The following is a 22,128-nucleotide window of genomic DNA, read 5'->3' on the forward strand; positions in this document are numbered from 1 at the left end:
TTGGACCACCTCCTCTCCTGTGTACCGCCACGCTACGTCCGGATCCGCCGACCCGGCAACGGGAATTTCGCGGCCGGGATCAGGGCCGGACCGACCGCCTCAGCCGCGCCGACTCCCGGGTGAGGTGATCACGTTCGGCGACGCTCGTCGCGACGCGGGCGGCCTCGGCGTACCCGGCCGCGGCCGCGTCCGGATCACCGGCCCGTTCGAGCAGATAGGCCCGGGCCGCGGCGTGCCGGGGCAGCGCCGGGTCGACGTCGGCGAGCGCGGCCAGACCGGCCCGCGCCCCCTCGGCCTCACCGACGGCGACAGCCCGGTTGAGCCGCACCACGGGTGAGCCGGTGAGCACCAGCAGCTCGTCGTACCACTCGACGATCTGCGCCCAGTCCGTCTCCGCTGCGGACCGCGCGTCGGCGTGCAGGGCGGCGATCGCGGCCTGGGCCTGGTAGTCGCCCAGACGGTCGCGCCCGAGAGCGGCCTGCAGGACCGTCACGCCCTCGGCGATCATGGCGGTGTCCCACAGGGAGCGGTCCTGCGCGGCGAGCGGCACCAACCGGCCCGCGGCATCCGTTCTCGACGCCCGCCGCGCGTGGTGCAGCAGCATCAGCGCGAGAAGCCCGGCCGCCTCGGGCTCCCCGCTGAGCGCAGCGAGCTGGCGGGCCAGCCGGACCGCCTCGGCGGCGAGGTCGACATCACCGCCGTAGCCCTCGTTGAACACGAGATAGAGCACGCGCAGCACGGTCGCGAGATCGCCGGGAGCATCGAGGGGCAGCCCCGCGAGCGTGCGCTTGGCCCGGCTGATCCGCTGCGCCATCGTCGCCTCCGGCACCAGGTGGGCCCGCGCGATCTGGCGGGTCGTGAGACCCCCCACGGCCCGCAGCGTCAACGCCACCGCCGCAGGCTGCGACAACGCCGGGTGGGCGCACAGGAAGTACAGCCGCAGCGTGTCGTCGGCGTCGGGCACCGGACCCTCCGGCGGCTCGGCGTCGACGGCGAGCTCACGTCCACGGCGGGCCGACTCCGCCCGCGCCGCGTCGAGGAACTTGCGCCACGCCGCGGAGATCAGCCACGCCTTCGGGTCCCGCGGCGGGTCGAGCGGCCATGTCTCGTAGGCCCGGACGAGCGCCTCCTGCACGGCGTCCTCGGCCGCCGCGAAGTCGGCGCCGCGGCGGACGAGGACACCGATGACCGCCGGGACCAGCTCCCTGACCAACGACGCGTCCACGACCGGGACTACTCGCCGGCCGGCGGGAACCCGGTCAGCAACGGCCGCAGCTCCAGCCACTCGCGGATCGGCTCACCGTCGGGCCCGGGCGCCGCCGACAGCTCACCCGCCAGCTCGAGCGCCCGCTCGTACGACTCCACGTCGATGATCATCCAGCCCGCGACGAGGTCCTTCGTCTCGGCGAACGGACCGTCGGTGACCGGTGGGCGTCCCGCCCCGTCGAACCGGACGAACGTGCCCTCCGGCGACAGCGCCTTCTCGTCGACGAACTCGCCCGTCCCCACGAGCCGGTCGGCGAAGTCGCGCATGTACCGGATGTGCGCGTCGATCCGCTCGGGCTGCCACCGGTCCAGCGGCGCGAAGCCGATGACGGGTTCGGGGCCGCCGCGATAGTGCTTGAGCAGCAGATACTTCACCGTGATCTCCCTCTGCCGGTTCGGCGCCGCGCGCCGATCGTGCACCAGGGACGGAGCCGGCGCCCGGTTCTCGACACGCCGGGCCGGAAAACGTCCGCTACTCGCCGCGGGCCGCGCGCAGCGCGGCGTCCTTCACGAGGACCGAGTCGGCCAGATCCCGCTGGAACCGGACCATGCGGGCGCGCAGCGCATCGTCCGACGCCGCGAGGATGCGCACCGCCAGCAGCCCCGCATTGCGCGCACCACCGACCGCGACCGTCGCCACGGGCACCCCGGCGGGCATCTGGACGATCGAGAGCAGCGAGTCGAGGCCGTCGAGCCGGGCCAACGGCACCGGGACACCGATCACCGGCAGCGGCGTCGCCGACGCGACCATCCCCGGCAGGTGCGCCGCGCCACCCGCGCCCGCGATGATCACCCGCAGCCCCCGCGACTCGGCCTCGACGGCGTAGTCGAGCATCCGCTGCGGGGTGCGGTGCGCCGAGTAGACACCGACCTCGCACGCCACGTCGAACTCCGCGAGCGCCTCGGCGGCAGCCTCCATGACCGGCCAGTCCGAGTCGCTGCCCATGATGACGCCGACCTGCGGCTCGTCGGGACTCGCGGGCATCAGGCACGCTCCGATCCGGTCCGGGCACCCGTCGCGGGGCCGTCGTGGACCGACCAGCCGTCGGCCCAGGTCGCGGTGGACAGCCACTGCGCCGCCAGCGCCGCCCGCTCGCGCACCGCGGCCGGGTCGTCGCCCAGCGCCGTCACGTGCCCGACCTTGCGCAGCGGCCGCTCACCCTTGCCGTACAGGTGGACCTTGACGTCGGGGAAACGGGCCATCAGATGGTGCAACCGCTCGTCGGTGGTCATCTCCGGCGCCTCCGCGGCGCCGAGCACATTGGCCATGACGACGGCCGGCGCCGTCATCGCCACGGCGCCGAGCGGGTAGTCGAGCACCGCGCGCAGATGCTGTTCGAACTGTGAGGTCCGCGCACCCTCGATCGTCCAGTGCCCCGAGTTGTGCGGGCGCATCGCGAGCTCGTTGACGACGAGCCCGTCGGCCGTGTCGAACAGCTCCACCGCCAGCAGGCCGACGACGTCGAGCTCGTGCGCCAGCCGCAGCGCCAGCTCCTGGGCCGCGATTGCGTCGTCCTCCGCGAGACCCGGCGCCGGGGCGAGGACCTGCACGCACTGGCCGCCCTCCTGCACCGTCTCCACGACCGGCCAGCCCGCAGCCTGCCCGAACGGCGACCGGGCGACCTGCACCGCGAGCTCCCGGCGCATCGCGACGGCCTGCTCCACCATCAGCGGCGTCCCCGCCGCGAGCAGGTCCGCCACGAGCTGCGCGTCGGGCTCGGGCAGCATCCAGACGCCACGCCCGTCGTACCCGCCACGCACCGCCTTGAGGACGACCGGCCAGCCGTGCCGGGCGCCGAACGCCTCCACCTGAGCGGGGTCGGTGATCTCGGCGTAGACCGGGACGGGCGCGCCCATCGACTCCAGCCTGCGGCGCATGACGAGCTTGTCCTGCGCGTGCAGCAGCGCGTCCGGGCCGGGGCGCACGGCCGCGCCCGCCGCGACCAGCTCGTGCAGCCGCTCCTGCGGGACCTGCTCGTGGTCGAACGTGACCACGTCGCAGCCCACGGCGAACGACTTCAACGCGGCCGCGTCGTCGGCGGAACCCAGATGCACGTCGGGTGCGACCAACGGGGCCGGCTCGTCGGGCTGCACCGACAGCACCCGCAACGACTGTCCGAGCGCGATCGCCGCCTGGTGGGTCATCCGGGCCAGCTGCCCGCCCCCGACCATTCCGACGACCGGCATCCGCGGTGTCCCGTCGCGCCCCACCAGGCACCTCTCCCTCACCCGGGCGCCCTCCGAACGGACCGCCTCACGCGGTCGCCAGCCTAGTTCGGACAGACGACCCGGTTCCGGACCGGGGCAGGCCCCGACGTTCGCAAAGTCGAGCGCTCTGGCACGATCGGACGAGTGTCGGTGGTCGAATCCGTCCTGCTGAGCATTCCGCAGCCCTATCGCGCTCTCGCGATCAAACACCGCGAACTCGTCAAGTTCGCGGTCGTCGGTGGCACCACCTGGGTGATCGACACCCTCGTGTTCCTGGTGCTCAAGGCCGGTGTGCTCGAGTCCAAGCCGCTGACCGCCAAGGTGATCGCGGTCCTCGTCGCGACGATCGTGTCCTACGTCCTCAACCGCGAATGGTCGTTCCGGACCCGCGGCGGCCGCGAGCGCCACCACGAGGCCGCGCTGTTCTTCATCATCAGCGGGATCGGGGTGGCCGTGTACACCGCCCCGCTCGCCGTCTCGCGCTACCTGCTCGACTTCCAGGTCCCCGCCGTGTCCATGTTCTCCCAGGAGGTCGCCGACTTCGTGTCCGGCCAGATCCTGGGCGTCCTGGCCGGCATGGCGTTCCGCTGGTGGGCGTTCCGCCGCTTCGTCTTCCCCGACACCGACGTCCGCCGCCAGGTCGTCGAGCCGGTCCCGCCGCGCGACTGACGCCGCACCGTCCCCTCAGCGGGGGATCGCCGACGGGCGCGCCTTGCCGACCACGTCCTCCGCCCGCGCCACCGGCAGGAAGATCGTGAACATCGGTGGCCGCGCCCGCGACAGCTCCAGCCTGCCGCCGTCGGCCTCCACCAGCGCCCGGGCGAGCGCGAGCCCGATCCCCGTCGACGAGTTCCCCGAGACCCCCCGGTCGAACACGTGCGGGACCAGCTCCTCCGGGATGCCCTGACCGCTGTCGCTGACGTCGATGACCAGCAGGTCGTCGCGGGCACGCGCGCTGATCGTCACCGAGCCGGCGCCGTGGCGCATCGCGTTCTCCACCAGCGCACCGACCGCCTCCCGCAGCCGCGCCGGCGTCACCCGGGCCATCAGGCCGTCGGGCACCCGGAACTTCAGCTGCCGGTTCGCCGCGCGCAGCGTGGGCCGCCACTCGTCGGCGACATCACCCAGACCCTCACGCAGGTCGACCGGCTCCGCCCCCGCCGCGCGCGCCAGCCGGGCCGCCTCCAACAGCTCGTCGAGCACCGCCGTCAGCTTCTCCGTCTGCTCCAACGCGGCCAAGGCCTCGCGACGGGCACTCGGATCGGGATGGGTGGACAGCTCGTCGAGACGCAGCTGCAGCGCGGTCAACCGGCTGCGCAGCTGGTGGGACACGTCACCGACCAGCGACCGCTCACGCTGGACCAGCTCGGCCAGCGCCGTGGCGGACGCGTCCAGGACGTCGGACACCCGGTCCAGCTCCGGGATGCCGTGCCGGTGCGGCGCCGAACGGAAGTCACCCGCCCCCAACCGCGCCGCCCGGTCGGCGACGTCGGAGAGTGGGTTGGCCAGCCGCCTCGCCGTGACCGTCGCGACGAACGCCCCCACCCCGACCGACAACAGCACCAGCAACAGCACGATCACGGTCACCTGGATCTGCTGGGTACGCATCGTCGACAACGGCTCGGCCAGCGTCAGCGACGCACCTGACCCGAACGGCAACGTCTCCGAGACGGCCGCGCCGTCGATCGCCGCCCCCACCGTGCCCACCGGCCTGCCTGGGATACGGATCGTCAGCTGCCCGCCGGCGGGCACCGCCAGACTCACCGCGGCCTGGTCGGCCTGGTCGAGCATCTGGTCGTCGTCGACGCGGGCCACGATCCGCTCCAGCGCCGACGTCAGCTCCGCACGGGTGATGTCCTCGACCAGCCGCCACGTCGTGAACGCCAGCGGGCCCCCGAGGACCAGCGCCGTGATCATCACGACGAGCAACGTCGACTGGAGGATGCGGCGGCGCACCGGTCAGGGCTCCCGGCTCAGTCGTGGTTGAACCGGAAGCCGACGCCCCGCACCGTCGCGATCCGCTGCTCGCCGCCGATCTTGCGGCGCAGCCACGACATGTGCATGTCCAGGGTCTTCGACGTCTTCAGGTCCGGGTCGTTCCACACCTCACGCAGGATCTCCTCGCGGGTGACGACCTGCCCGGCGCGCAACAGCAACACCCGCAGCAGCTCGAACTCCTTGTTGGCCAGGCCGACCTCGACCCCGTCGACCAGCACCCGCCGGCCCGACAGTTCCATCCGCACCCCCCCGACCTCCACGGTCTCCGGGGTGAGCCGGCGCAACAGCGCACGGACCCGGGCCAACAGCTCCGCGAGCCGGAACGGCTTGCCGACGTAGTCGTCGGCCCCCGCGTCCAGCCCCACGACGAAATCGACCTCGTCGGTGCGCGCGGTGAGCATCAGGACCGGCAGGTCCGGGAAGTCGAGCCGCAACCGCCTGCAGACCTCGAGCCCGTCCATCCCCGGCAGCCCGAGGTCGAGGACGAGCAGGTCGACCCCGCCCTCACGGACATGGTCGAGCGCCGTCGTGCCGTCGCCGGCCACGTCGACCCGATACCCCTCGCGTTGCAAGGCTCGCGACAGCGGCTCGGCGATCGCCGTGTCGTCCTCGGCCAGCAGGACGGTCGTCACCCGCGCAGCTTATGCCCGTCGACCGTTCGGGTGCGCGAACGGACCGCTCCCGTCGCTGCCTGCCCACCCGGCGCGGCCCGGCGGCTGGCAGAGTCACGGTCTGTGGACGACGATCTCCGCCTCGCGCTGCGCCTCGCCGACATCGCCGACGCGATCACGCTCCCCCGGTTCCGTGCCGCCGACCTGCGGGTCGAACGCAAGCCCGACCGCACCCCGGTGACCGACGCCGACACCGCCGCCGAGGACGCCCTGCGCACCGCCCTGGCGGCCGCCGTGCCCAGCGATGCGGTGCTCGGCGAGGAGCGCGGCGGCGAGGTCCCGCCGAGCGGCCGGGGCTGGGTGCTCGACCCCATCGACGGCACGAAGAACTTCTCCCGCGGCATGCCGGTGTGGGCCTCGCTCATCGCGCTGACCCTGCACGGCGTGCCCGTCGTCGGTGTCGTCAGTGCCCCGGCGCTGGGCAGGCGCTGGTGGGCGGCGAGCGGTGCGGGCGCGTGGACCACCGACTCCCCCGGCGCGGCGCCCCGCCGCATCTCGGTGTCCGGCGTCGCCGAGCTCGCCGACTGCTACGTCTCCACCACCAACCTCAACACCTTCCGCGAGCACGACATCCTCGATGCCTGGCTCACCCTGACCGACCGCTGCTGGGAGACCCGCGCCTTCGGCGACTTCTGGCAGCACTGCCTCGTCGCGGAGGGCACGATCGACCTCGCCGTCGAGCCGGAGGCCAACGCCTGGGACCTCGCCGCGGTGCAGGTCCTCGTCGAGGAGGCCGGGGGGACGCTGACCGACCTCGGTGGTGTCGCCACCTTCGCCGGCGGCAACTCGGTGACCTCCAACGGCGCCCTGCACGACGCGGCCCTGGCCTGCTTCCGCACCTGATCCGGCCGCGGTCCCCAGCCGGCCCCGGCCGATCGGCGGCGAGCGGGAACGACCCGGCGGACCCGCGGGCCCTGCCGGTCCCGGCGTGAGGTTCGTCGTTGCGGCCGACGCGGGCCGCTGCGCGACGTAGGGTCCGACCATGCCGGAGATCGCCTTCGAGGACCTCACCCCGGGCCGCGTGTTCGACCTCGGAACCATCACCGTGGACCGCGACGAGATGATCGCCTTCGCGCGCCGGTTCGACCCCCAGCCGTTCCACATCGACGACGAGGCCGGCAAGACATCGATCTTCGGCGACCTCGCGGCGTCCGGCTGGTTCACCGCCTCGCTGTGGATGCGCGCCTACGCCGACGCCGTGCTGCTGCGCGCGACCAGCATCGCCTCCCCGGGCGGCGAGGAGATCCGCTGGCCCGCGCCGGTGTTCGGCGGGGACGTGCTCACCCCGACGCTCGAGATCCTGGACGCTCGTCGCTCCCGCAGCCGCCCCGAGATGGGTCTCGTGAGCCTCGGCGCCCGGATGCACCGCGGCGACACCCTGGTCTACAGCGCCCGGTTCACCGGCATGTTCGGCCTCCGCGAGCCCTGACCGCCACGGCGGCCGGGTGATCAGGTGGGTGGGTCGCCGTCACCGGCTCCCGACCCACCGACATCCCGGACCCGGGCCCACCCACCGGCGCCGATCCGTGGCCCCTACGACTCCTCGCCGGCCGTCAGCCGTCCCACGTCGGGGATCTGCGCCCGGGAGATGACGAGCAGCGCCTCGGCGGTGCCGTTCTCGGCCCGGTACATGTGGGGGCCGTCGGCGGTGAAGCGGATGTAGTCGCCCGTGTGCAGGGTGACGGGGTCGGCGGTGGGCCCGGCGAGGATGGTCCCGGAGAGCACGTAGAGGCTCTCGACGGCGTTGGCCTCGTGCCCGTCGTCGGAGTAGCCGTCCTCGCTGATGATCGCGACGAAGACGTAGACGAGGTCGGCGCCGTACATGGTGCCGAGCGGCCGGATCCGCAAGGTGCCCAGCGGATGCCATTCGGCGTCGGCCTGCCGCCGCACGGTGGTGGCGACGCCGCTGCTGGAGTCGGCGAGCAGGTCGGTGATGGTGACGCCGAGGGCGGTGGCGAGGGCCTGGAGGGTGTCGACCGTGGGGTTGGCCTTGCCCAGTTCGATCGACAGTACGGTGGCTTTGGAGATGCCTGCTCTGCGGGCGAGCTCGGAGGCGGACATCTTGCGGTCGATCCGCAGACCGCCGACGTTGCGGCCGACGACGGCGTTCGCACTGGACATGTCGTCGATCGTTGCAGGTCCACGCCGCGTCCGAGGGGCGGACCCGCTGCGGTGGCCTTGCTTCGCCGACGACATGGTGGCTAGTGTACTGACCGTACGTTCAGTAAATCGACCACGTGGGGGGCTCGACGATGAGCGACGACGGACACGGCCGCGAGACGAGCTGGTTCCCGGTGCCGCCGGTGTCCGACCTGTCCGCGTCGCTGCAGTCGCTGTGCGGCAAGGCCGAGGAGCAGCTCGGTTTCGTACCGAACGTCTTCCGCGGTTACGCGCACCGTCCCGAACGGTTCTCCGCCTGGTTCGCGCACTACTCGCAGCTGCACGTCCCGACCGACAACCTCTCGGCCGCGGACCGCGAGATGATCGCGGTGGTGGTGTCGGCGATCCACAGCTGCACCTACTGCCTGACCTCGCACCTGCACGCGCTGCGCGAGGCGCTGGGCGACGTCGTGAAGGCGGACCTGATCCTGCACAACTGGCGCCATGCCGGCCTCGACGAGCGCGAGCTCGCGATCTGCCGCTACGCCGACAAGCTCACCCGGGAACCGGCGACGATCTCCCGCGAGGACCTGGACACGCTGGCGAAGGTCGGGCTGTCCGAGGACGAGGTGTGGGACGTCGCCGAGCTGACGGCGATGTACTCCTTCACCAACCGGCTCGCGCTGGCGATGGGGTTCGTCCCGAACACCGAGTACCACCACCTGGCGCGCACGGCTGCGGCTGACGCCGCCGTGAGCTGAGAGGCCCGGCATGAAGACACGGTCCGCGGTGCTCTTCTCCGCACCCGGCAAGTTCGAGCTGACGGAGGTCGAGCTCGACACCCCGCGCCAGGACGAGCTCGTCGTGAAGATGGTGGCGTCGGGGATCTGTCATTCCGACGACCACATCGCGGTCGGCGACCTCGAGGTGAACCTGCCCATGGCGGGCGGTCACGAGGGCGCCGGGATCGTGATGGAGGTCGGACCCAACACGCGTGGCTTCGAGGTCGGCGATCACGTCGTGCTGGCGTGGATCCCGTCGTGCGGGCGGTGCCGCTGGTGTGCCCAGGGCAAGCAGAACCTGTGCGACCTCGGTGCCCAGACCCTCGCGGGCGCCCGCGCCGACGACCCCGGCAGCTACCGGTTGCGGCTCGACGGCGAGAACCTGGCGCAGACCGCGGGTGTGTCCACGTTCTCCGAGTACACCCTGGTGTCCACGAGCTCGGCGATCCGCATCCCGAAGCACATCCCGCTGGACGCGGCGTGCCTGGCGGCGTGCAGCGTCGGCACCGGGTGGGGGTCGGCGGTGAAGGTCGGCAAGGTCTCCGCCGGGCAGGTGGCGATCGTGATGGGTGTCGGCGGCGTCGGCATCCACGCCGTCCAGGGTGCGGCGATGGCCGGTGCCGCGCACGTCCTGGCCGTCGACCCGGTCGCACTGCGGCGCGAGGCGGCGACCGTCGCGGGCGCCACCGCCACCTACGCCGACATCGCAGAGGCCACGGCGGCGGCCAAGGAGTTGACCAACGGGCAGGGCGCCGACGTCGCGATCGTCTGCATCGGGGTCACGACCCCCGACCACATCGCGTCCGCGTTCGCCGCGATCCGCAAGGGCGGCACCACGGTCGTGACGGGCCTGGGCAAGGGCTCGACCGTCGGCATCCCGGTGTCGCCGGTGGAGCTGGCACTGTTCGAGAAGAAGCTGCTGGGCTCCCTGTACGGCTCGTGCGTCCCGACGTGGGACATCCCGATGCTGCTGGACCTCTACGACCAGGGCCGGCTCAAGATCGACGAGTTCATCACCCGCCGCTACCCGCTCGACCAGGTCAACGACGGATTCGCGGGCATGCACGCCGGCGAGAGCGTGAAGGCGATCGTCGAGTTCCCCTGAGCCCCACCCCGGGAACCCGACACCTGCCGAGTACGGCGAACCACCCGGAACGACGACAATGGAGTTGATCATGACCGAGACCGCAGTCCGTGCCACCGAGCGCATCTCCCGCCTGGGCATCGCCGACGAGGACAACCTGCCCCCGCGGGTCGAGGCGCTGTACAAGGCCTTCGCCGACGCGCCGGGCGGCGTGCCGAACTGGATCAAGGCCCTCGCCGTGCACCCCGACGTCCTGCGCCGCTTCCTCGGCTACTACGAGGCGCTGTTCACCCCGAGCAACGGCACCATCCCGATGCTCGAGCGCGAGATGATCGCCGCCGTCGTCTCCAACATCAACGGCTGCACCTACTGCACGATGCACCACACCGGTGGCATGGCCGGGCACCTCGGCAGCAGCCAGCGCGCCCAGCGCATCGCGCACAACTACCGCGAGGTCGAGCTGTCCGACCGCGAGCGGGCGATCTGCGACTTCTCGGTCAAGGTCACCGAGGCGCCCGACCGCATGCACGACAGCGACTTCGAGGAGCTGCGCACCGCCGGGCTGACCGACGAGGAGATCTTCGAGGTCCTCGAGGTCGCGGCGTTCTTCTCCTTCTCCAACCGGCTGGCGACGCCGCTGGCGATCCTGCCCGACTCGGCGCTGTACGACTTCCAGCGTTCCTGAGCCACCCCACACGAGCCGGCGAGGAGGACCATGACCACCCACGGAACACCCACCGCCCACGAGCTGGGCGCGACGATCTACGACACGGCAGCCGCGTTCATGCTGGCCCCGCCGACGGCCGCGAAGGCCACCGAGCTGGGCTTCGCCGACCCGCTGCAGCTCTACATCGCGGGCCGCCTCGGCGTCCTCGGCGACACCACCCCCGAGGTCGCGGCGGCCGCGCACGGCTTCCTCTCGCCCGCGGCCGCGGGCCAGGTGTGGCCTGCCGTCGCCAAGGTGTGCAGCCGCGAGACGGCGACCCGCGTGTTCGCCGAGGCGTGCGCCGAGTACGGCGAGGCCAAGCTGGCGTCGCTGTCGGAGGAGGAGGCGTCGCGGCTGGCCGACCTGGCCGAGAAGGTCGTCGACGACGCGCCCGCGACGGCCCTGTTCGCCGCGTGGCGGGCGCACCCGCGTCCGTCGAGCCCCCGCGCCCGTGCCGCGCACCAGCTGAACCTGTTGCGCGAGTGGCGCGGCGGCGTCCACATCGCGGCCGTGACCGCGGCCGGGCTGCGCCCCGTCGAGGCGATCATGTCCGACGGCGGCGAGTTCTACGCCGGGGCGTTCGGCTGGCCCGAGCCGTGGCCGACCGCGGGCGGGTGCGCGGCGGAGATGGCGGCGGTCTCGGCGCAGGTCGACGAGGCGTGTGGCCGGGTCATCGGCGAGGCCCTCACCGCGTCCGAGGCCGACGAGCTGGTCGCGTTGGCGCGCAAGGCCTGCGCCCTGCTGCCCTGACGAGGTCGACGAGCATGGAGATGAACATCGGCGCCTGGCCCGGCGCCCAGGCCCATCGCAACCCCCACCGGACCGCGCTCGTCGACGGCGACAGCGGCGCCCGCACGACCTACCGGGAGCTCGACGAGCGGGTCATGCGGGTCGCCGCCGCGCTGCGGGCGGCCGGGGTGGGCCGGGGCGACCGGGTCGCGCTGCTGTCGACCAACCATCCGGACATGCTCGTCGTGATCTTCGCGGTCGCGGCCGCGGGTGGGGTGTGCGTGCCGGCGAACTTCCGGCTCACCGCCGAGGAGCTCGCGTTCGTGTTCGACGACGCGGGCGCGTCGCTGCTCGTCGTGTCGGCCGACCTGGCCGCCACCGGGCACGACGTCGCCGCGCGGGTCGACGCCCTCGGCCGGACCGTCGTCCTCGGTGGCGACCCGGCCGCACCGGACTCGTTGGACGCGTTCCTCGCCGGCGTCGCACCCCTCGCGGCGACCGAACCGGCCACCGCCGACGACGTCGCGCTGATCATGTACACGTCCGGCACCACGGGCCGGCCCAAGGGCGCCATGCTGACCCACGGCAACATCACGTGGAACGCGGTCAACATGGTCTCGGCGGGCGAGGGGCTGCTGCGCACCGACGTCACGCTGTCGGTGGCACCGCTGTTCCACATCGGCGCGCTGGGCATCTTCACGTTCCCGCTGCTCTACCTCGGCGGGACCGTCGTCACGGTGCCGAGGTTCGACCCCGCGCAGACGGCCGCGCTGATGGCCCGCGAGCGCGTCACCGTGCAGTTCCTCGTCCCCGCCATGTGGACGATGCTCATGCGCTGCGACGACCTCGACCTCGTCGACGACACCCGCATCCGCTGGGTGCTGTCCGGCGGCGCGCCCTGCCCGCTGCCGGTGATCCGGTTCTTCGCCGACCGCGGCTGGGCGTTCCTGGAGGGCTTCGGTCTCACCGAGACCAGCCCGACGTGCACGGTCATGGACGCGGCGGCGTTGCCCGACAAGGCCGGATCGGTCGGGCGAGCACTGCGCCACGTCGACTGCCGGATCGTCGCCGACGACGGCACACCCGTGCCCGACGGCACCCCCGGCGAGCTGACCGTCCGCGGCCCCAACGTCTTCACCGGCTACTGGAAACTGCCCGAGGCCTCGGCGGAGGTGCTCGTCGACGGCTGGTTCCACACCGGCGACGTCGCCGTCCGCGACGCAGAGGGCTACGTGACGATCGTCGACCGCAAGAAGGACATGGTCATCACGGGCGGGGAGAACGTGTACCCGGTCGAGGTCGAACGGGTCCTGACCCAGATGCCCGGGGTCGCCGACGCCGCGGTCATCGGGGTACCCGACGAGAAGTGGGGCGAGCGCGTCACCGCCATCGTCGTCGGCACGGTCGACGCCGAGCAGGTCGTCGCCTTCTGCCGGGAACGGTTGGCCGCCTACAAGTGCCCGCGCGCCGTCGAGATCGTCGAGGAGATCCCCCGCAACGCGACCGGCAAGATCCTCAAGCGGACCCTGCGCGGCACCTACGGGACGGAGGCGGCCGTCAGCCGCTGAGCGCCCGGACCACCCGTGACGGCGACGGCCGGCCCAGGGCGGCCGCCATCCACACACTGGTGTCGACGAGCCTGCGCAGGTCGGCGCCGTGCGCGATGCCCAGACCGTCGAGCATCCAGACCAGGTCCTCGGTGGCGAGGTTGCCCGTCGCGGACTTCGCGTACGGGCAACCACCCAGGCCGCCCGCGCTGGAGTCGACCGTCGTCACGCCCTTGCGCAGCGCCGCGAGCGTGTTGGCCAGCGCCTGACCGTAGGTGTCGTGGAAGTGCACCGCGAGGGTCTCGACGCCGACACCCCCGGCCACGCACGCGTCGATCACGGCGTCGACGTGCCCCGCGGTGCCCGTACCGATGGTGTCGCCCAGCGACAGCTGCCCGCAGCCCATCTCGACCAGCCGGCGCCCGACCCCCGCCACCTGGGCCGGGTCGACCGCGCCCTCCCACGGGTCGCCGAACGCCATGCTGACGTAGCCGCGCACCCGCAGCCCCTCCGCCCGGGCCCGGGTCACGACCGGTTCGAACATGCCGAACTGCTCGTCCAGGGTGCGGTTGAGGTTCTTGCCCGCGAACGTCTCCGTGGCGGAGGCGAAGATCGCGACGTGCTCCACCCCGGCCTGCAACGCCCTGTCGAGGCCGCGCTCGTTGGGGACCAGGACCGGGTAGTCGACGCCCGCTCGCCGTTCGACACGCTCCAGCAGGTCGGCGGCGTCGGCGAGCTGCGGCACCCATTTCGGGTGCACGAAGCTCGTGGTCTCCAGCGTGCTCAGGCCGGCGTCGGCGAGGCGCTCGACGAACTCCGCCTTGACCTCGACGGGCACGATCCCCGACTCGTTCTGCAGCCCGTCGCGCGGCCCGACCTCGTAGATCGTCACCCGCTCCGGGAGCCCCACGGCCGGCACGCGCTGCGGCAGCCCCTCGGTCGTCACCAGCGGTCTCCGTTCCGGTGGTCGTCGTAGCGGTCGGGGTCGGCGCGGTCGTAGGACCGTCGCTCACGGCGCTCGTCGACATCGGCCATCTGTGTGTACAACAGCGAGTGGACCTCCTCGACGCCCGGCACGTCGTCGAACTCCAGCGGCTCGTCGGACGCCGACTCGATCACCAGGGTGCCGCAGCCCAGCATCCGTTCCACGATCGTGTGCCGGAACTGCACACTGTTGATGCGCCCCATCGGGATGTCGATGCCCTGTCGTGACAGGACACCCTCCCGCACCAGGACGCGGCGGTTGGTGACGACGAAGTGGGTCGTGCGCCAACGGATCAGCGGCACCAGGGTGAGCCACACGACGACCACCACCGCGGCGACGGCGATCACGATCCAGGCGATCGACGCCCAGCTCAGGTTGCGGGCCAACGCCGCCAGGTACGCCGCGACACCGACCGTCACCAGGAAGACGAGGACCGGCAGCGCCAGCATCTTCGGGTGCGGATGCTTGTGGACGAGGACCTGCTCGTCCTCGACGAGGAGCTCGTCGGGGTAGGCCATCAGGCCAATCTAACGGCGCGCGTCAGGTCGCGGGGCGCAGGTGCACCACGTCGCCCGCCGCCACCGGGCGGCGCGCCCCGTCGGCCCCCAGGACCAGCAACCGGCCGTGCGGGTCGACGTCCTCGGCCATCCCGACGAACGACTCACCGCCCGGCAGCTCCACCCGCACCCGCGATCCCAGGCTCAAGCAGCCGGCCCGGTAGTCCGTCCGCAGCCCGACCGCCTCGGCGTCGCCCCGCGCGTCGCGCCAACGGGCTTCGCGCTCGGCGAGCCGGCGCAGCAGCGCCACGAGCAGCTCCGCCCGGTCGACCCCCGCGGCGCCCTCCTCGACCAGCGACGTCGCCCCCGCAGGCAGCTGCGGGATCGTCGCGTCGACGTTCAGGCCGACACCGAGGACGACCCCCGGCCCGCCGCCGGCGACCGCCGTCATCTCCGCGAGGATGCCCGCGGCCTTGCGGCCCTCGGGTCCGAGCAGCAGGTCGTTGGGCCACTTCAGGCCGGCCGGCGCGGAGCAGACCTCGCGCACCGTGTCGAGCAGCGCCAGCCCCGCGAGCATCGGCAGCCAGCCGAACCTGTCGGCCGGGACACCTTCGGGCCGCCACAGCACGCTCACCGTCAGCCCCGCGCCCGGCGGGGACTCCCACCTGCGGGCCAGCCGGCCGCGCCCCGACGTCTGCCGCTCCGCGACGAGGACCGACCGGTCGGGCGCGCCCGCGGCCGCCGCGGCGAGCAGGTCGGCGTTCGTCGACCGGGTCTCGGCCACCAGGTCGACCCTGGTCCACGGCCCGACAGGCGCCACGAGCGCAGGGCGCAGCATGTCGATGTCGAGCGGCGCGGCCTGCCTTGTCATGGCCGGACGCTAACCGCTCCTCCCCGGCCTTCCGCCCCGTCGCAGGCGGGCACGCGACGGACGGTGCGCAGGCGTCGCCCGGCGCGCGCACCGCCCGACCCGGCACACGGCGGGCGTGACGGATACCGCTCCCCGACACCGCCCTGACGGGGGAATCGCCGGGTTAGAGTCCGAGCCCATGAGCGCCGCGAGCGAACCGACGGGGGTTGCGCCGCACGCCGAGGTCGGCGACGAGGCCCCCGGACACGACATCGACATCCACACCACGGCCGGCAAGTTGGCCGACCTGCACCGACGCTACGACGAGGCGGTGCACGCGGGTGCCGAGGCGGCCGCCGAGCGGCAGCACGCGAAGGGCCGCCAGACGGCCCGCGAACGCGTCGAGCAGCTGCTCGACCCGGGCTCGTTCGTCGAGCTCGACGCCCTCGTCCGGCACCGCTCCACCAACTTCGGGCTGCAGGACAAGCGACCGTTCGGCGACGGCGTCGTCACCGGCACCGGCACCATCGACGGCCGCCCCGTGGCGGTGTTCAGCCAGGACGCCACCGTGTTCGGCGGCTCCCTCGGCGAGGTCTACGGCGAGAAGATCGTCAAGGTCATGGACGTCGCCGCGAAGGTCGGCTGTCCCGTCGTCGGCATCAACGACGGCGGCGGCGCACGCATCCAGGAAGGTGTCGTCGCGCTGGGCCTGTACGGCGAGATCTTCCTGCGCAACGTCCGCAGCTCCGGCGTCATCCCCCAGATCTCGCTGATCCTCGGCCCCTCGGCCGGCGGCGCCGTGTACTCCCCCGCGCTGACCGACTTCGTCGTCATGGCCGACGAGACCAGCCACATGTTCATCACCGGCCCCGACGTCATCAAGACCGTCACCGGCGAGAACGTCGACATGGAGGAGCTCGGCGGCGGGCGCGCCCACAACACGCGCTCCGGCGTCGCCCACTACCTCGCCGCCGACGAGGCCGACGCCCTGTCCTACGTGCGCGACCTGCTCAGCTACCTGCCGTCGAACAACCTGTCGGAGCCGCCGAGCTTCCCGGCGCCCGAGCCCGTCGCCGGGTCCATCGAGGACTCCGTCACCGACACCGACCGCGAGCTCGACACCCTCGTCCCCGACTCCCCCAACACGCCCTACGACATCCGCGAGGTCGTGTCCCGGGTCGTCGACGACGGCGAGTTCCTGGAGGTCCAGGAGCTGTTCGCGCCCAACATCGTGTGCGGCTTCGCCCGCATCGAGGGCAACAGCGTCGGCATCGTCGCCAACCAGCCCACACAGTTCGCGGGCTGCCTCGACATCCACGCCTCCGAGAAGGCGGCCCGCTTCGTCCGCACCTGCGACGCGTTCAACGTGCCCGTCGTGACCTTCGTCGACGTCCCCGGCTTCCTGCCCGGCACCGAGCAGGAGTGGAACGGCATCATCCGCCGCGGCGCCAAGCTGATCTACGCCTACGCCGAGGCCACCGTCCCGAAGGTCACGGTCATCACGCGCAAGGCCTACGGCGGCGCCTACGACGTCATGGGCTCCAAGCACCTCGGTGCCGACGTCAACATCGCCTGGCCGACGGCCCAGATCGCCGTCACCGGGGCGTCGGGTGCGGTGGGCATCCTGTACCGCAAGCAGCTCAAGGGCCTGGAGGGCGACGAGCTCGCCGCCAAGCGCGCCGAGCTGCAGACCGAGTACGAGGACACCCTCGCCAACCCCTACATCGCCGCCGACCGCGGCTACATCGACGCGGTCGTCCCGCCCTCGCACACCCGCGGCTACGTGGGCCGGGCGCTGCGGATGCTCTCGACCAAGCGCGAAGAGGTGCCGACGCGCAAGCACGGGAACATCCCGCTGTGAGCTCCCCCTCGGAAGAGCAGACGCCGGAGGAGCGGCGGGCCCTGTTCCGGGTCGTGCGCGGCGAGCCGTCCGACGAGGAGGTCGCCGCGCTGACGGCGGTCCTGCTCGCGGCGGCCTCGTCGGCGGGCACGGGCGCCGCCCCGGCGCAGCGCGACCGCTGGTCCGACCCGGTCCGGCGGATGCGCGCCCCCCTGCGCCCGGGCCCCGGCGCCTGGCGCGCCTCCGCCCTGCCCCGCTGAGGCCCGCCTGCCCCTGACCCCGCCCGCCCTTCTGCCGCCGACCCTCTGCCGGGGTCCGGCCGCGGGACCCGGGCGGGGACACTCGCGACATCGACGCGGCGCCGGGTGAGCGGCCGGCGCGGGCACTGCGTGCGGTGGGCGTTGCGACGGAGGTGGCGTCCGTAGGCTCGCCGGGTGCGTCTCGTTCTCGCCTCCGCCTCCCCCGCCCGGCTCTCCGTCCTGCGCGCCGCCGGGCTCGACCCCGTCGTCGAGGTCTCCGACGTCGACGAGGACGCCCTCCTCGCCGCGATCCCGGACGCCTCGCCCGGCGAGAAGGTGACGGCGCTGGCGGGCGCCAAGGCCACGACGGTGGCCCGCCGGGTCGCCGGCCCGCACCCCGGGGCGGTCGTCGTCGGCTGCGACTCGATGCTGTCGATCGACGGTGAGCTCGTCGGGAAGCCCCTCGACGTCGACACCGCCCGCCGGCGCTGGAAGGCGATGGCCGGGCGCACCGGCGATCTCGTCACCGGGCACGCCGTGCTGCGCCTCGTCGACGGCGACATCGACCGTGTCGCGGAGGGGCACGCGACGACGACGGTGCGCTTCGCCGAGCCCACCGACGCCGAGCTGGAGGCCTACCTGGCGACGGGCGAGCCGCTCGCGGTGGCGGGGGCGTTCACCCTCGACGGGCTGGGCGCGTGGTTCGTCGACGGCATCGACGGCGACCCGTCGAACGTCATCGGGATCAGCCTGCCGCTCGTCCGCCGGCTGCTCGGCGCGGTCGGTCTCTCACCGGTCGACCTCTGGGCCGCCTCGACGGGGTGAGCGCCCCCCACACGCGCGCGGGGGGCGACTATCGTCGGCGGCATGGCTCTGCCCGCTGACACCGACCCGAAGCTCGCCGACTACGCGCACCCCGAACGCCTCGTCACCACCGAGTGGCTCGCCGCGAACCTCGGCGCGGACGGCCTCGTCGTCGTCGAGTCCGACGAGGACGTGCTGCTCTACGACACCGGGCACATCCCGGGCGCGGTGAAGGTCGACTGGCACACCGAGCTGAACGACCCGGTGACCCGCGACTACGTCGACGGCGCCCGGTTCGCCGAGATCTGCGGCGAACGCGGCATCGGCCGCGACACCACCGTCGTGTTCTACGGCGACCGCAACAACTGGTGGGCCACGTACGCGCTGTGGGTGTTCGCCCTGTTCGGCCACGCCGACGTGCGCATCCTCGACGGCGGCCGCGCCAAGTGGGTGGCCGAGGGCCGCGAGATGACCACCGAGCAGCCGAAGCCGACGCCCGTGGAGTACCCGGTCGTCGACCGCGACGACGTGACGCTGCGCGCGTTCAAGGACGACGTCCTCACCCACCTCGACAAGGTGCGGGCGGGCACCGGCGCGCTGGTCGACGTGCGCTCGCCCGGTGAGTACTCCGGTGAGCTGCTGCACATGCCCGACTACCCGCAGGAGGGCGCGGTCCGCGGCGGTCACATCCCCGGGGCGGCGAGCGTGCCGTGGGCGCGGGCGGCGGCGGAGGACGCGACGTTCAAGTCCCGCGCCGACCTCGAGGCCATCTACCTGACCGAGCAGGGCCTGTCGGCCGACGACGACGTCGTCGCCTACTGCCGCATCGGCGAGCGCTCCAGCCACACCTGGTTCGTGCTCACCCACCTGCTGGGCTTCGGCACGGTCCGCAACTACGACGGCAGCTGGACCGAGTGGGGCAACGCGGTGCGGGTGCCCGTGGCGCAGGGGTCCGAGCGTGGCTGACCTGCCGCCGCAGCTGGCGGAGCTCGTCGACGACTTCTCCGCCGTCGGGCCGAAGGACCGGTTGCAGCTGCTGCTCGAGCTGTCGCAGGAGCTTCCTGCGCTGCCGGCGCGCTACGCCGATGCCGCGGACTCGATGGAGCAGGTGCACGAGTGCCAGTCGCCGCTGTTCCTCGCCGTCGAGGTCGACGACGCGCGGACGGTGCACCTGTTCTTCTCCGCCCCGCCGGAGGCGCCGACGACGCGGGGCTTCGCGTCGATCATGCACACGGGTCTCGACGGCCAGTCCGCCGACGACGTGCTGGCCGTGCCCGACGACTTCTACATCGCGCTCGGGCTCGGCGAGGCGGTGAGCCCGCTGCGGCTGCGCGGCATGGCGGCCATGCTGTCGCGGATCAAGCGGCAGGTGCGTGGCCTCACCGCGGCCTGACCGGGCGGCCCGCGAACCTCAAGTCTTGGTGAGGAACATTCCGTCCGGTCCATAACGGCGGACACACTGTGCAACGTCCCACGAGGACGAGTCACAGGGGGTGTTCACATGAGGCCACTCGCCGCCGCAGGAGACACCTGGGGCATCGGCAGCCAGACGTTCATCGTGTTCTACCTGCTGCTCGCCGTCGTCGTGTGGATCGCTGCGCTCCGCACGCGCAGGGCTGTCGTCGGGCGCCGCCGGGGGGACCGGCCGTCCGTCGACCTGACCGCCACGCCGTACGACGTCGCCTTCCTCAACGGGGGCGCCGACCTCGCGGTGTTCGCGGCCCTGTCGTCGATGCGCGTCGACGAGACGGTCGCGACGGCCGGGCGCGGCAACGTCGTCGCCGCGGGCTCGCTGCGCGCCGACGCCGACGACCTCGAGAAGGCGATCCACCGGGCCGCGTCGTCGCCGGTCGCGCGGGCCCGGCTGAAGCTGCACAAGCCGGTGCTCGACGCCCTCGGCCGGATCGAGCGCCGCCTCGTCGACGACGGGCTGCTCCTCGACGCGCAGGAGCAGCGCGCCGCCCGTACCGCGGGGGCGTGGATGCTGGCCGTCGCGGCGCTGGGGCTCGTCCGGATCATCGCGGGCGTCGCCAACGGCAGGTCCGTCGGCTTCCTGGTCGCCGCGTTCCTGGTGGTGAGCGTGATCGGCATCGTGCTGACCGCGCGGGTACCGCGGCGCACCCCGCTGGGCGACGACACCGTGTCGATGTTGCGGGGCCTGCACCACCGGCTCTCGCCGTCCAACCGGCCCGACTGGGTCACCTACGGCGCGGCGGGGGCCGCGCTGGGGGTCGGGGTGTTCGGGATGAGTGCCCTGTGGGCGTCCGACCCGGCGTTCGCCTCCGAGCTCGAGGCGCAGCGCGCCGCGGCGGCCGGCGGTTCGAGCAGCTCCGGGGGCGACTCCGGCAGCAGCTGCGGCGGGAGCAGCAGCGGCTGCGGAGGGGGTGGCGGCTGCGGCGGTGGGGGCGGCTGCGGTGGCTGACCTCGCACCCCTGGTGCAGGGGACGGGCATCGGCTGGCGCCCCGAGATCGCCGGGGTGGTCGCCGATCTGCCGGCACTGAGCTTCTGCGAGGTCATCGCAGAGTCGGTCGATCCCGCAGCTCCACCTCGAGGGGTGGTGGAGCTGCGGGATCGCGGTGTCACGGTGGTCCCGCACGGCGTCCGGCTCTCGCTCGGCAGCGCGGACGGGCTCGACCGGCACCGCGCCGAGCACCTCGCGGCCTGCGCCGCCACGCTCGGTGCGCCACTGGTGAGCGAGCACGTCTCCTTCACCCGGGTCGCGGGTCGCGACGCGGGGCACCTGCTCCCGGTGCCGCGCACCCGGGAGGCGCTCGACGTCCTCGTCGCCAACGTGTCGGCGACACAGACCGTGCTCGACGTGCCGCTGGCGCTGGAGCCGATCGCCGCGCTGTTCGACTGGCCGGGCGAGGAGTTCACCGAGGCCGAGTTCCTGACGCGGCTGCTCGACCGCACCGGCGCGCTGCTGCTGCTCGACGTCGCGAACGTCCACGCCAACGCACGCAACCGGGGTGCCGACCCGCGCGCCGTGCTCGATGCGCTGCCGCTCGACCGGGTCGCGTACGTGCACGTCGCGGGCGGGTCGGAGCACGCGGGCGACGCCGCCCACGGTGACCCGGGCGTCTACCACGACACCCACACCGACGCGGTGCCCGACGAGGTCCTCGCCCTGCTGGGCGAGCTGTGCGACCGCGCCCGGCCGCCCGCGGTGATGCTGGAACGCGACGGCCACCATCCACCCGCGGCGGAGCTGACGGCGGAGTTCACGACGATCGCGCGCACCGCCGGCGCCGCCGGGGTCGCGCGATGAGCGAGACCCTCGCGGCCGCGCAGGCCGCGCTCGTCGACTCGCTCGTCGCCGGAGGCGCGGTCCCCGACGGGTTCGCCGCCGTCCGGCTCGCGACGGTGCGCCGGGCGTTGCTGCGCAAGCGGTCCGGGGAGATCGCCCGGGTGTGGCCGCTCCTCGCCGCCGCCCACGGGTGCCGGTGGGCGGGCGTCGTCGCCGAGCACCTCGACGGCGTCGCGCCCGGCGGATCGGTGCGCGACGGCTGGGACGTCGCGCGCGCCCTGCGCGCGGCGGGGGCGCTGCCCGCTGCCGCGGCCGAGGAGCTCGCCCGGCGCGAGTGCGGCTGGCGCTACGACGGTGCGCGCGCGCCGACCCGCCGGCGGCTGCCCGCGGTCCGTCGCGGGGGCGGCGCGCTGTTCGTCCAGGTGGGCGGCCGCATCGTCCGCCTGGGCTGACCGCGCCACGAATTGCGACCTGCACCACACCACTGACACGATCAAGTCGACGTGGAAGGGCGTGACAGGCCCCGCAGAGTCGGAAACGCCACAGAACTCCACTCCCGGACGAGGGCACCGAT

Annotated in this window: 26 protein-coding genes; 16 read left to right on the top strand and 10 right to left on the bottom strand. The window is 73.2% G+C overall.

Annotated features, from left to right (window positions below; all coding sequences use genetic code 11):
* Window positions 1-79 precede the first annotated feature (79 nt).
* The 4 genes from AB7F12_RS19255 to AB7F12_RS19270 form a co-directional block, all read right to left on the bottom strand.
* Window positions 80-1,225 carry an RNA polymerase sigma factor gene (locus AB7F12_RS19255; RefSeq protein WP_428498396.1) on the bottom strand — a complete coding sequence of 382 codons (1,146 nt, stop codon included), beginning with the start codon at window positions 1,223-1,225 and terminating at the stop codon, window positions 80-82.
* Between the two features lie 8 nt (window positions 1,226-1,233).
* Entirely contained in the window at window positions 1,234-1,641 is a 408-nt protein-coding gene (locus AB7F12_RS19260; RefSeq protein WP_428498395.1) for a YciI family protein, read from the bottom strand.
* 97 nt (window positions 1,642-1,738) lie between these two features.
* A complete protein-coding gene (gene purE, locus AB7F12_RS19265) occupies window positions 1,739-2,251 on the bottom strand; it encodes a 5-(carboxyamino)imidazole ribonucleotide mutase (RefSeq protein ID WP_428498394.1) in 513 nt (170 codons plus the stop codon).
* Window positions 2,251-3,453: a 5-(carboxyamino)imidazole ribonucleotide synthase gene (locus AB7F12_RS19270; protein ID WP_428498393.1), complete on the bottom strand. Its 1,203-nt coding sequence runs from the start codon at window positions 3,451-3,453 to the stop codon at window positions 2,251-2,253. Before AB7F12_RS19270 ends, purE begins: the two co-directional genes overlap by 1 nt.
* Window positions 3,454-3,618: 165 nt before the next feature.
* Here AB7F12_RS19270 and AB7F12_RS19275 point away from each other — a divergent pair, with 165 nt between their 5' ends.
* Window positions 3,619-4,143, top strand: coding sequence for a GtrA family protein (locus AB7F12_RS19275; protein ID WP_428498392.1), 525 nt, complete (start codon window positions 3,619-3,621; stop codon window positions 4,141-4,143).
* A gap of 15 nt (window positions 4,144-4,158) precedes the next feature.
* On the opposite strand, the gene AB7F12_RS19280 is transcribed toward AB7F12_RS19275, so the two are convergent.
* Window positions 4,159-5,430, bottom strand: coding sequence for an ATP-binding protein (locus AB7F12_RS19280; RefSeq protein ID WP_428498391.1), 1,272 nt, complete (start codon window positions 5,428-5,430; stop codon window positions 4,159-4,161).
* A gap of 17 nt (window positions 5,431-5,447) precedes the next feature.
* On the bottom strand, window positions 5,448-6,104 hold the full coding sequence (locus tag AB7F12_RS19285) for a response regulator transcription factor (RefSeq protein WP_428498390.1): 657 nt from the start codon (window positions 6,102-6,104) through the stop codon (window positions 5,448-5,450).
* 102 nt (window positions 6,105-6,206) lie between these two features.
* Between AB7F12_RS19285 and hisN the strand changes: the two genes are divergently transcribed.
* Entirely contained in the window at window positions 6,207-6,986 is a 780-nt protein-coding gene (gene hisN / locus AB7F12_RS19290) for a histidinol-phosphatase (protein WP_428498389.1), read from the top strand.
* A gap of 139 nt (window positions 6,987-7,125) precedes the next feature.
* Window positions 7,126-7,572: a MaoC family dehydratase gene (locus tag AB7F12_RS19295; protein WP_428498388.1), complete on the top strand. Its 447-nt coding sequence runs from the start codon at window positions 7,126-7,128 to the stop codon at window positions 7,570-7,572.
* A gap of 104 nt (window positions 7,573-7,676) precedes the next feature.
* Here AB7F12_RS19295 and AB7F12_RS19300 read toward each other — a convergent pair whose 3' ends face one another.
* A complete protein-coding gene (locus tag AB7F12_RS19300; RefSeq protein WP_428498387.1) occupies window positions 7,677-8,264 on the bottom strand; it encodes a helix-turn-helix domain-containing protein in 588 nt (195 codons plus the stop codon).
* 131 nt (window positions 8,265-8,395) lie between these two features.
* On the opposite strand from AB7F12_RS19300, the gene AB7F12_RS19305 reads away from it, so the two are divergent.
* From AB7F12_RS19305 to AB7F12_RS19325, 5 genes are all read left to right on the top strand, one after another.
* Complete coding sequence (locus AB7F12_RS19305; protein ID WP_428498386.1) at window positions 8,396-9,004, top strand: peroxidase-related enzyme; 609 nt, start codon at window positions 8,396-8,398, stop codon at window positions 9,002-9,004.
* 10 nt (window positions 9,005-9,014) lie between these two features.
* Window positions 9,015-10,130 (top strand): NDMA-dependent alcohol dehydrogenase, encoded by a 1,116-nt coding sequence (locus AB7F12_RS19310; protein WP_428498385.1) that lies wholly within the window; start codon window positions 9,015-9,017, stop codon window positions 10,128-10,130.
* A 70-nt stretch (window positions 10,131-10,200) separates the two neighbouring features.
* Window positions 10,201-10,794, top strand: a complete 594-nt coding sequence (locus AB7F12_RS19315) for a peroxidase-related enzyme (RefSeq protein WP_428498384.1) — start codon at window positions 10,201-10,203, stop codon at window positions 10,792-10,794.
* Between the two features lie 30 nt (window positions 10,795-10,824).
* Window positions 10,825-11,565: an SCO6745 family protein gene (locus AB7F12_RS19320; RefSeq protein ID WP_428498383.1), complete on the top strand. Its 741-nt coding sequence runs from the start codon at window positions 10,825-10,827 to the stop codon at window positions 11,563-11,565.
* A gap of 14 nt (window positions 11,566-11,579) precedes the next feature.
* A complete protein-coding gene (locus AB7F12_RS19325) occupies window positions 11,580-13,112 on the top strand; it encodes an acyl-CoA synthetase (protein WP_428498382.1) in 1,533 nt (510 codons plus the stop codon).
* On the opposite strand, the gene AB7F12_RS19330 is transcribed toward AB7F12_RS19325, so the two are convergent.
* Genes AB7F12_RS19330 through AB7F12_RS19340 form a run of 3 tightly spaced genes read right to left on the bottom strand, consistent with a single transcriptional unit; the run spans window position 13,102 to window position 15,444 of the window.
* Complete coding sequence (locus tag AB7F12_RS19330) at window positions 13,102-14,037, bottom strand: hydroxymethylglutaryl-CoA lyase (protein WP_428498381.1); 936 nt, start codon at window positions 14,035-14,037, stop codon at window positions 13,102-13,104. The two genes, AB7F12_RS19325 and AB7F12_RS19330, sit on opposite strands and share 11 nt — an antisense overlap.
* Window positions 14,034-14,594, bottom strand: coding sequence for a PH domain-containing protein (locus AB7F12_RS19335; RefSeq protein WP_428498380.1), 561 nt, complete (start codon window positions 14,592-14,594; stop codon window positions 14,034-14,036). Before AB7F12_RS19335 ends, AB7F12_RS19330 begins: the two co-directional genes overlap by 4 nt.
* A gap of 22 nt (window positions 14,595-14,616) precedes the next feature.
* On the bottom strand, window positions 14,617-15,444 hold the full coding sequence (locus AB7F12_RS19340; protein WP_428498379.1) for a biotin--[acetyl-CoA-carboxylase] ligase: 828 nt from the start codon (window positions 15,442-15,444) through the stop codon (window positions 14,617-14,619).
* A gap of 178 nt (window positions 15,445-15,622) precedes the next feature.
* Here AB7F12_RS19340 and AB7F12_RS19345 point away from each other — a divergent pair, with 178 nt between their 5' ends.
* The 8 genes from AB7F12_RS19345 to AB7F12_RS19380 all read left to right on the top strand — a co-directional run bounded on the left by AB7F12_RS19345 (window position 15,623) and on the right by AB7F12_RS19380 (window position 22,006).
* A complete protein-coding gene (locus tag AB7F12_RS19345; RefSeq protein WP_428498378.1) occupies window positions 15,623-17,284 on the top strand; it encodes an acyl-CoA carboxylase subunit beta in 1,662 nt (553 codons plus the stop codon).
* Entirely contained in the window at window positions 17,281-17,523 is a 243-nt protein-coding gene (locus AB7F12_RS19350; RefSeq protein WP_013677302.1) for an acyl-CoA carboxylase subunit epsilon, read from the top strand. Before AB7F12_RS19345 ends, AB7F12_RS19350 begins: the two co-directional genes overlap by 4 nt.
* Before the next feature lie 174 nt (window positions 17,524-17,697).
* A complete protein-coding gene (locus AB7F12_RS19355) occupies window positions 17,698-18,327 on the top strand; it encodes a Maf family protein (protein ID WP_428498377.1) in 630 nt (209 codons plus the stop codon).
* Window positions 18,328-18,369: 42 nt separating this feature from the next.
* A complete protein-coding gene (locus AB7F12_RS19360) occupies window positions 18,370-19,272 on the top strand; it encodes a sulfurtransferase (RefSeq protein WP_428498376.1) in 903 nt (300 codons plus the stop codon).
* Window positions 19,265-19,699 carry a SufE family protein gene (locus AB7F12_RS19365; protein WP_428498375.1) on the top strand — a complete coding sequence of 145 codons (435 nt, stop codon included), beginning with the start codon at window positions 19,265-19,267 and terminating at the stop codon, window positions 19,697-19,699. Before AB7F12_RS19360 ends, AB7F12_RS19365 begins: the two co-directional genes overlap by 8 nt.
* Window positions 19,700-19,807: 108 nt before the next feature.
* A complete protein-coding gene (locus tag AB7F12_RS19370; protein ID WP_428498374.1) occupies window positions 19,808-20,728 on the top strand; it encodes a TIGR04222 domain-containing membrane protein in 921 nt (306 codons plus the stop codon).
* On the top strand, window positions 20,721-21,575 hold the full coding sequence (locus AB7F12_RS19375) for a DUF692 domain-containing protein (protein WP_428498373.1): 855 nt from the start codon (window positions 20,721-20,723) through the stop codon (window positions 21,573-21,575). The genes AB7F12_RS19370 and AB7F12_RS19375 overlap by 8 nt, the downstream gene beginning before the upstream one ends.
* Window positions 21,572-22,006: a hypothetical protein gene (locus tag AB7F12_RS19380; RefSeq protein WP_428498372.1), complete on the top strand. Its 435-nt coding sequence runs from the start codon at window positions 21,572-21,574 to the stop codon at window positions 22,004-22,006. The genes AB7F12_RS19375 and AB7F12_RS19380 overlap by 4 nt, the downstream gene beginning before the upstream one ends.
* Window positions 22,007-22,128: the final 122 nt, after the last annotated feature.

The organism is Pseudonocardia sp. (assembly GCF_050250275.1).
Taxonomy (GTDB): Bacteria; Actinomycetota; Actinomycetes; order Mycobacteriales; family Pseudonocardiaceae; genus Pseudonocardia.

Coding starts and splice junctions, on each gene's coding strand:
- AB7F12_RS19325 (WP_428498382.1), top strand. CDS start 11,580: ATGGAGATGAACATCGGCGCCTGGCCCGGCGCCCAGGCCCATCGCAAC.
- AB7F12_RS19305 (WP_428498386.1), top strand. CDS start 8,396: ATGAGCGACGACGGACACGGCCGCGAGACGAGCTGGTTCCCGGTGCCG.
- AB7F12_RS19345 (WP_428498378.1), top strand. CDS start 15,623: ATGAGCGCCGCGAGCGAACCGACGGGGGTTGCGCCGCACGCCGAGGTC.
- AB7F12_RS19380 (WP_428498372.1), top strand. CDS start 21,572: ATGAGCGAGACCCTCGCGGCCGCGCAGGCCGCGCTCGTCGACTCGCTC.
- AB7F12_RS19310 (WP_428498385.1), top strand. CDS start 9,015: ATGAAGACACGGTCCGCGGTGCTCTTCTCCGCACCCGGCAAGTTCGAG.
- purE (WP_428498394.1), bottom strand. CDS start 2,251: ATGCCCGCGAGTCCCGACGAGCCGCAGGTCGGCGTCATCATGGGCAGC.
- AB7F12_RS19315 (WP_428498384.1), top strand. CDS start 10,201: ATGACCGAGACCGCAGTCCGTGCCACCGAGCGCATCTCCCGCCTGGGC.
- AB7F12_RS19300 (WP_428498387.1), bottom strand. CDS start 8,264: ATGTCCAGTGCGAACGCCGTCGTCGGCCGCAACGTCGGCGGTCTGCGG.
- AB7F12_RS19295 (WP_428498388.1), top strand. CDS start 7,126: ATGCCGGAGATCGCCTTCGAGGACCTCACCCCGGGCCGCGTGTTCGAC.
- AB7F12_RS19270 (WP_428498393.1), bottom strand. CDS start 3,453: ATGCCGGTCGTCGGAATGGTCGGGGGCGGGCAGCTGGCCCGGATGACC.
- AB7F12_RS19360 (WP_428498376.1), top strand. CDS start 18,370: ATGGCTCTGCCCGCTGACACCGACCCGAAGCTCGCCGACTACGCGCAC.
- AB7F12_RS19335 (WP_428498380.1), bottom strand. CDS start 14,594: ATGGCCTACCCCGACGAGCTCCTCGTCGAGGACGAGCAGGTCCTCGTC.
- AB7F12_RS19340 (WP_428498379.1), bottom strand. CDS start 15,444: ATGACAAGGCAGGCCGCGCCGCTCGACATCGACATGCTGCGCCCTGCG.
- AB7F12_RS19370 (WP_428498374.1), top strand. CDS start 19,808: ATGAGGCCACTCGCCGCCGCAGGAGACACCTGGGGCATCGGCAGCCAG.
- AB7F12_RS19320 (WP_428498383.1), top strand. CDS start 10,825: ATGACCACCCACGGAACACCCACCGCCCACGAGCTGGGCGCGACGATC.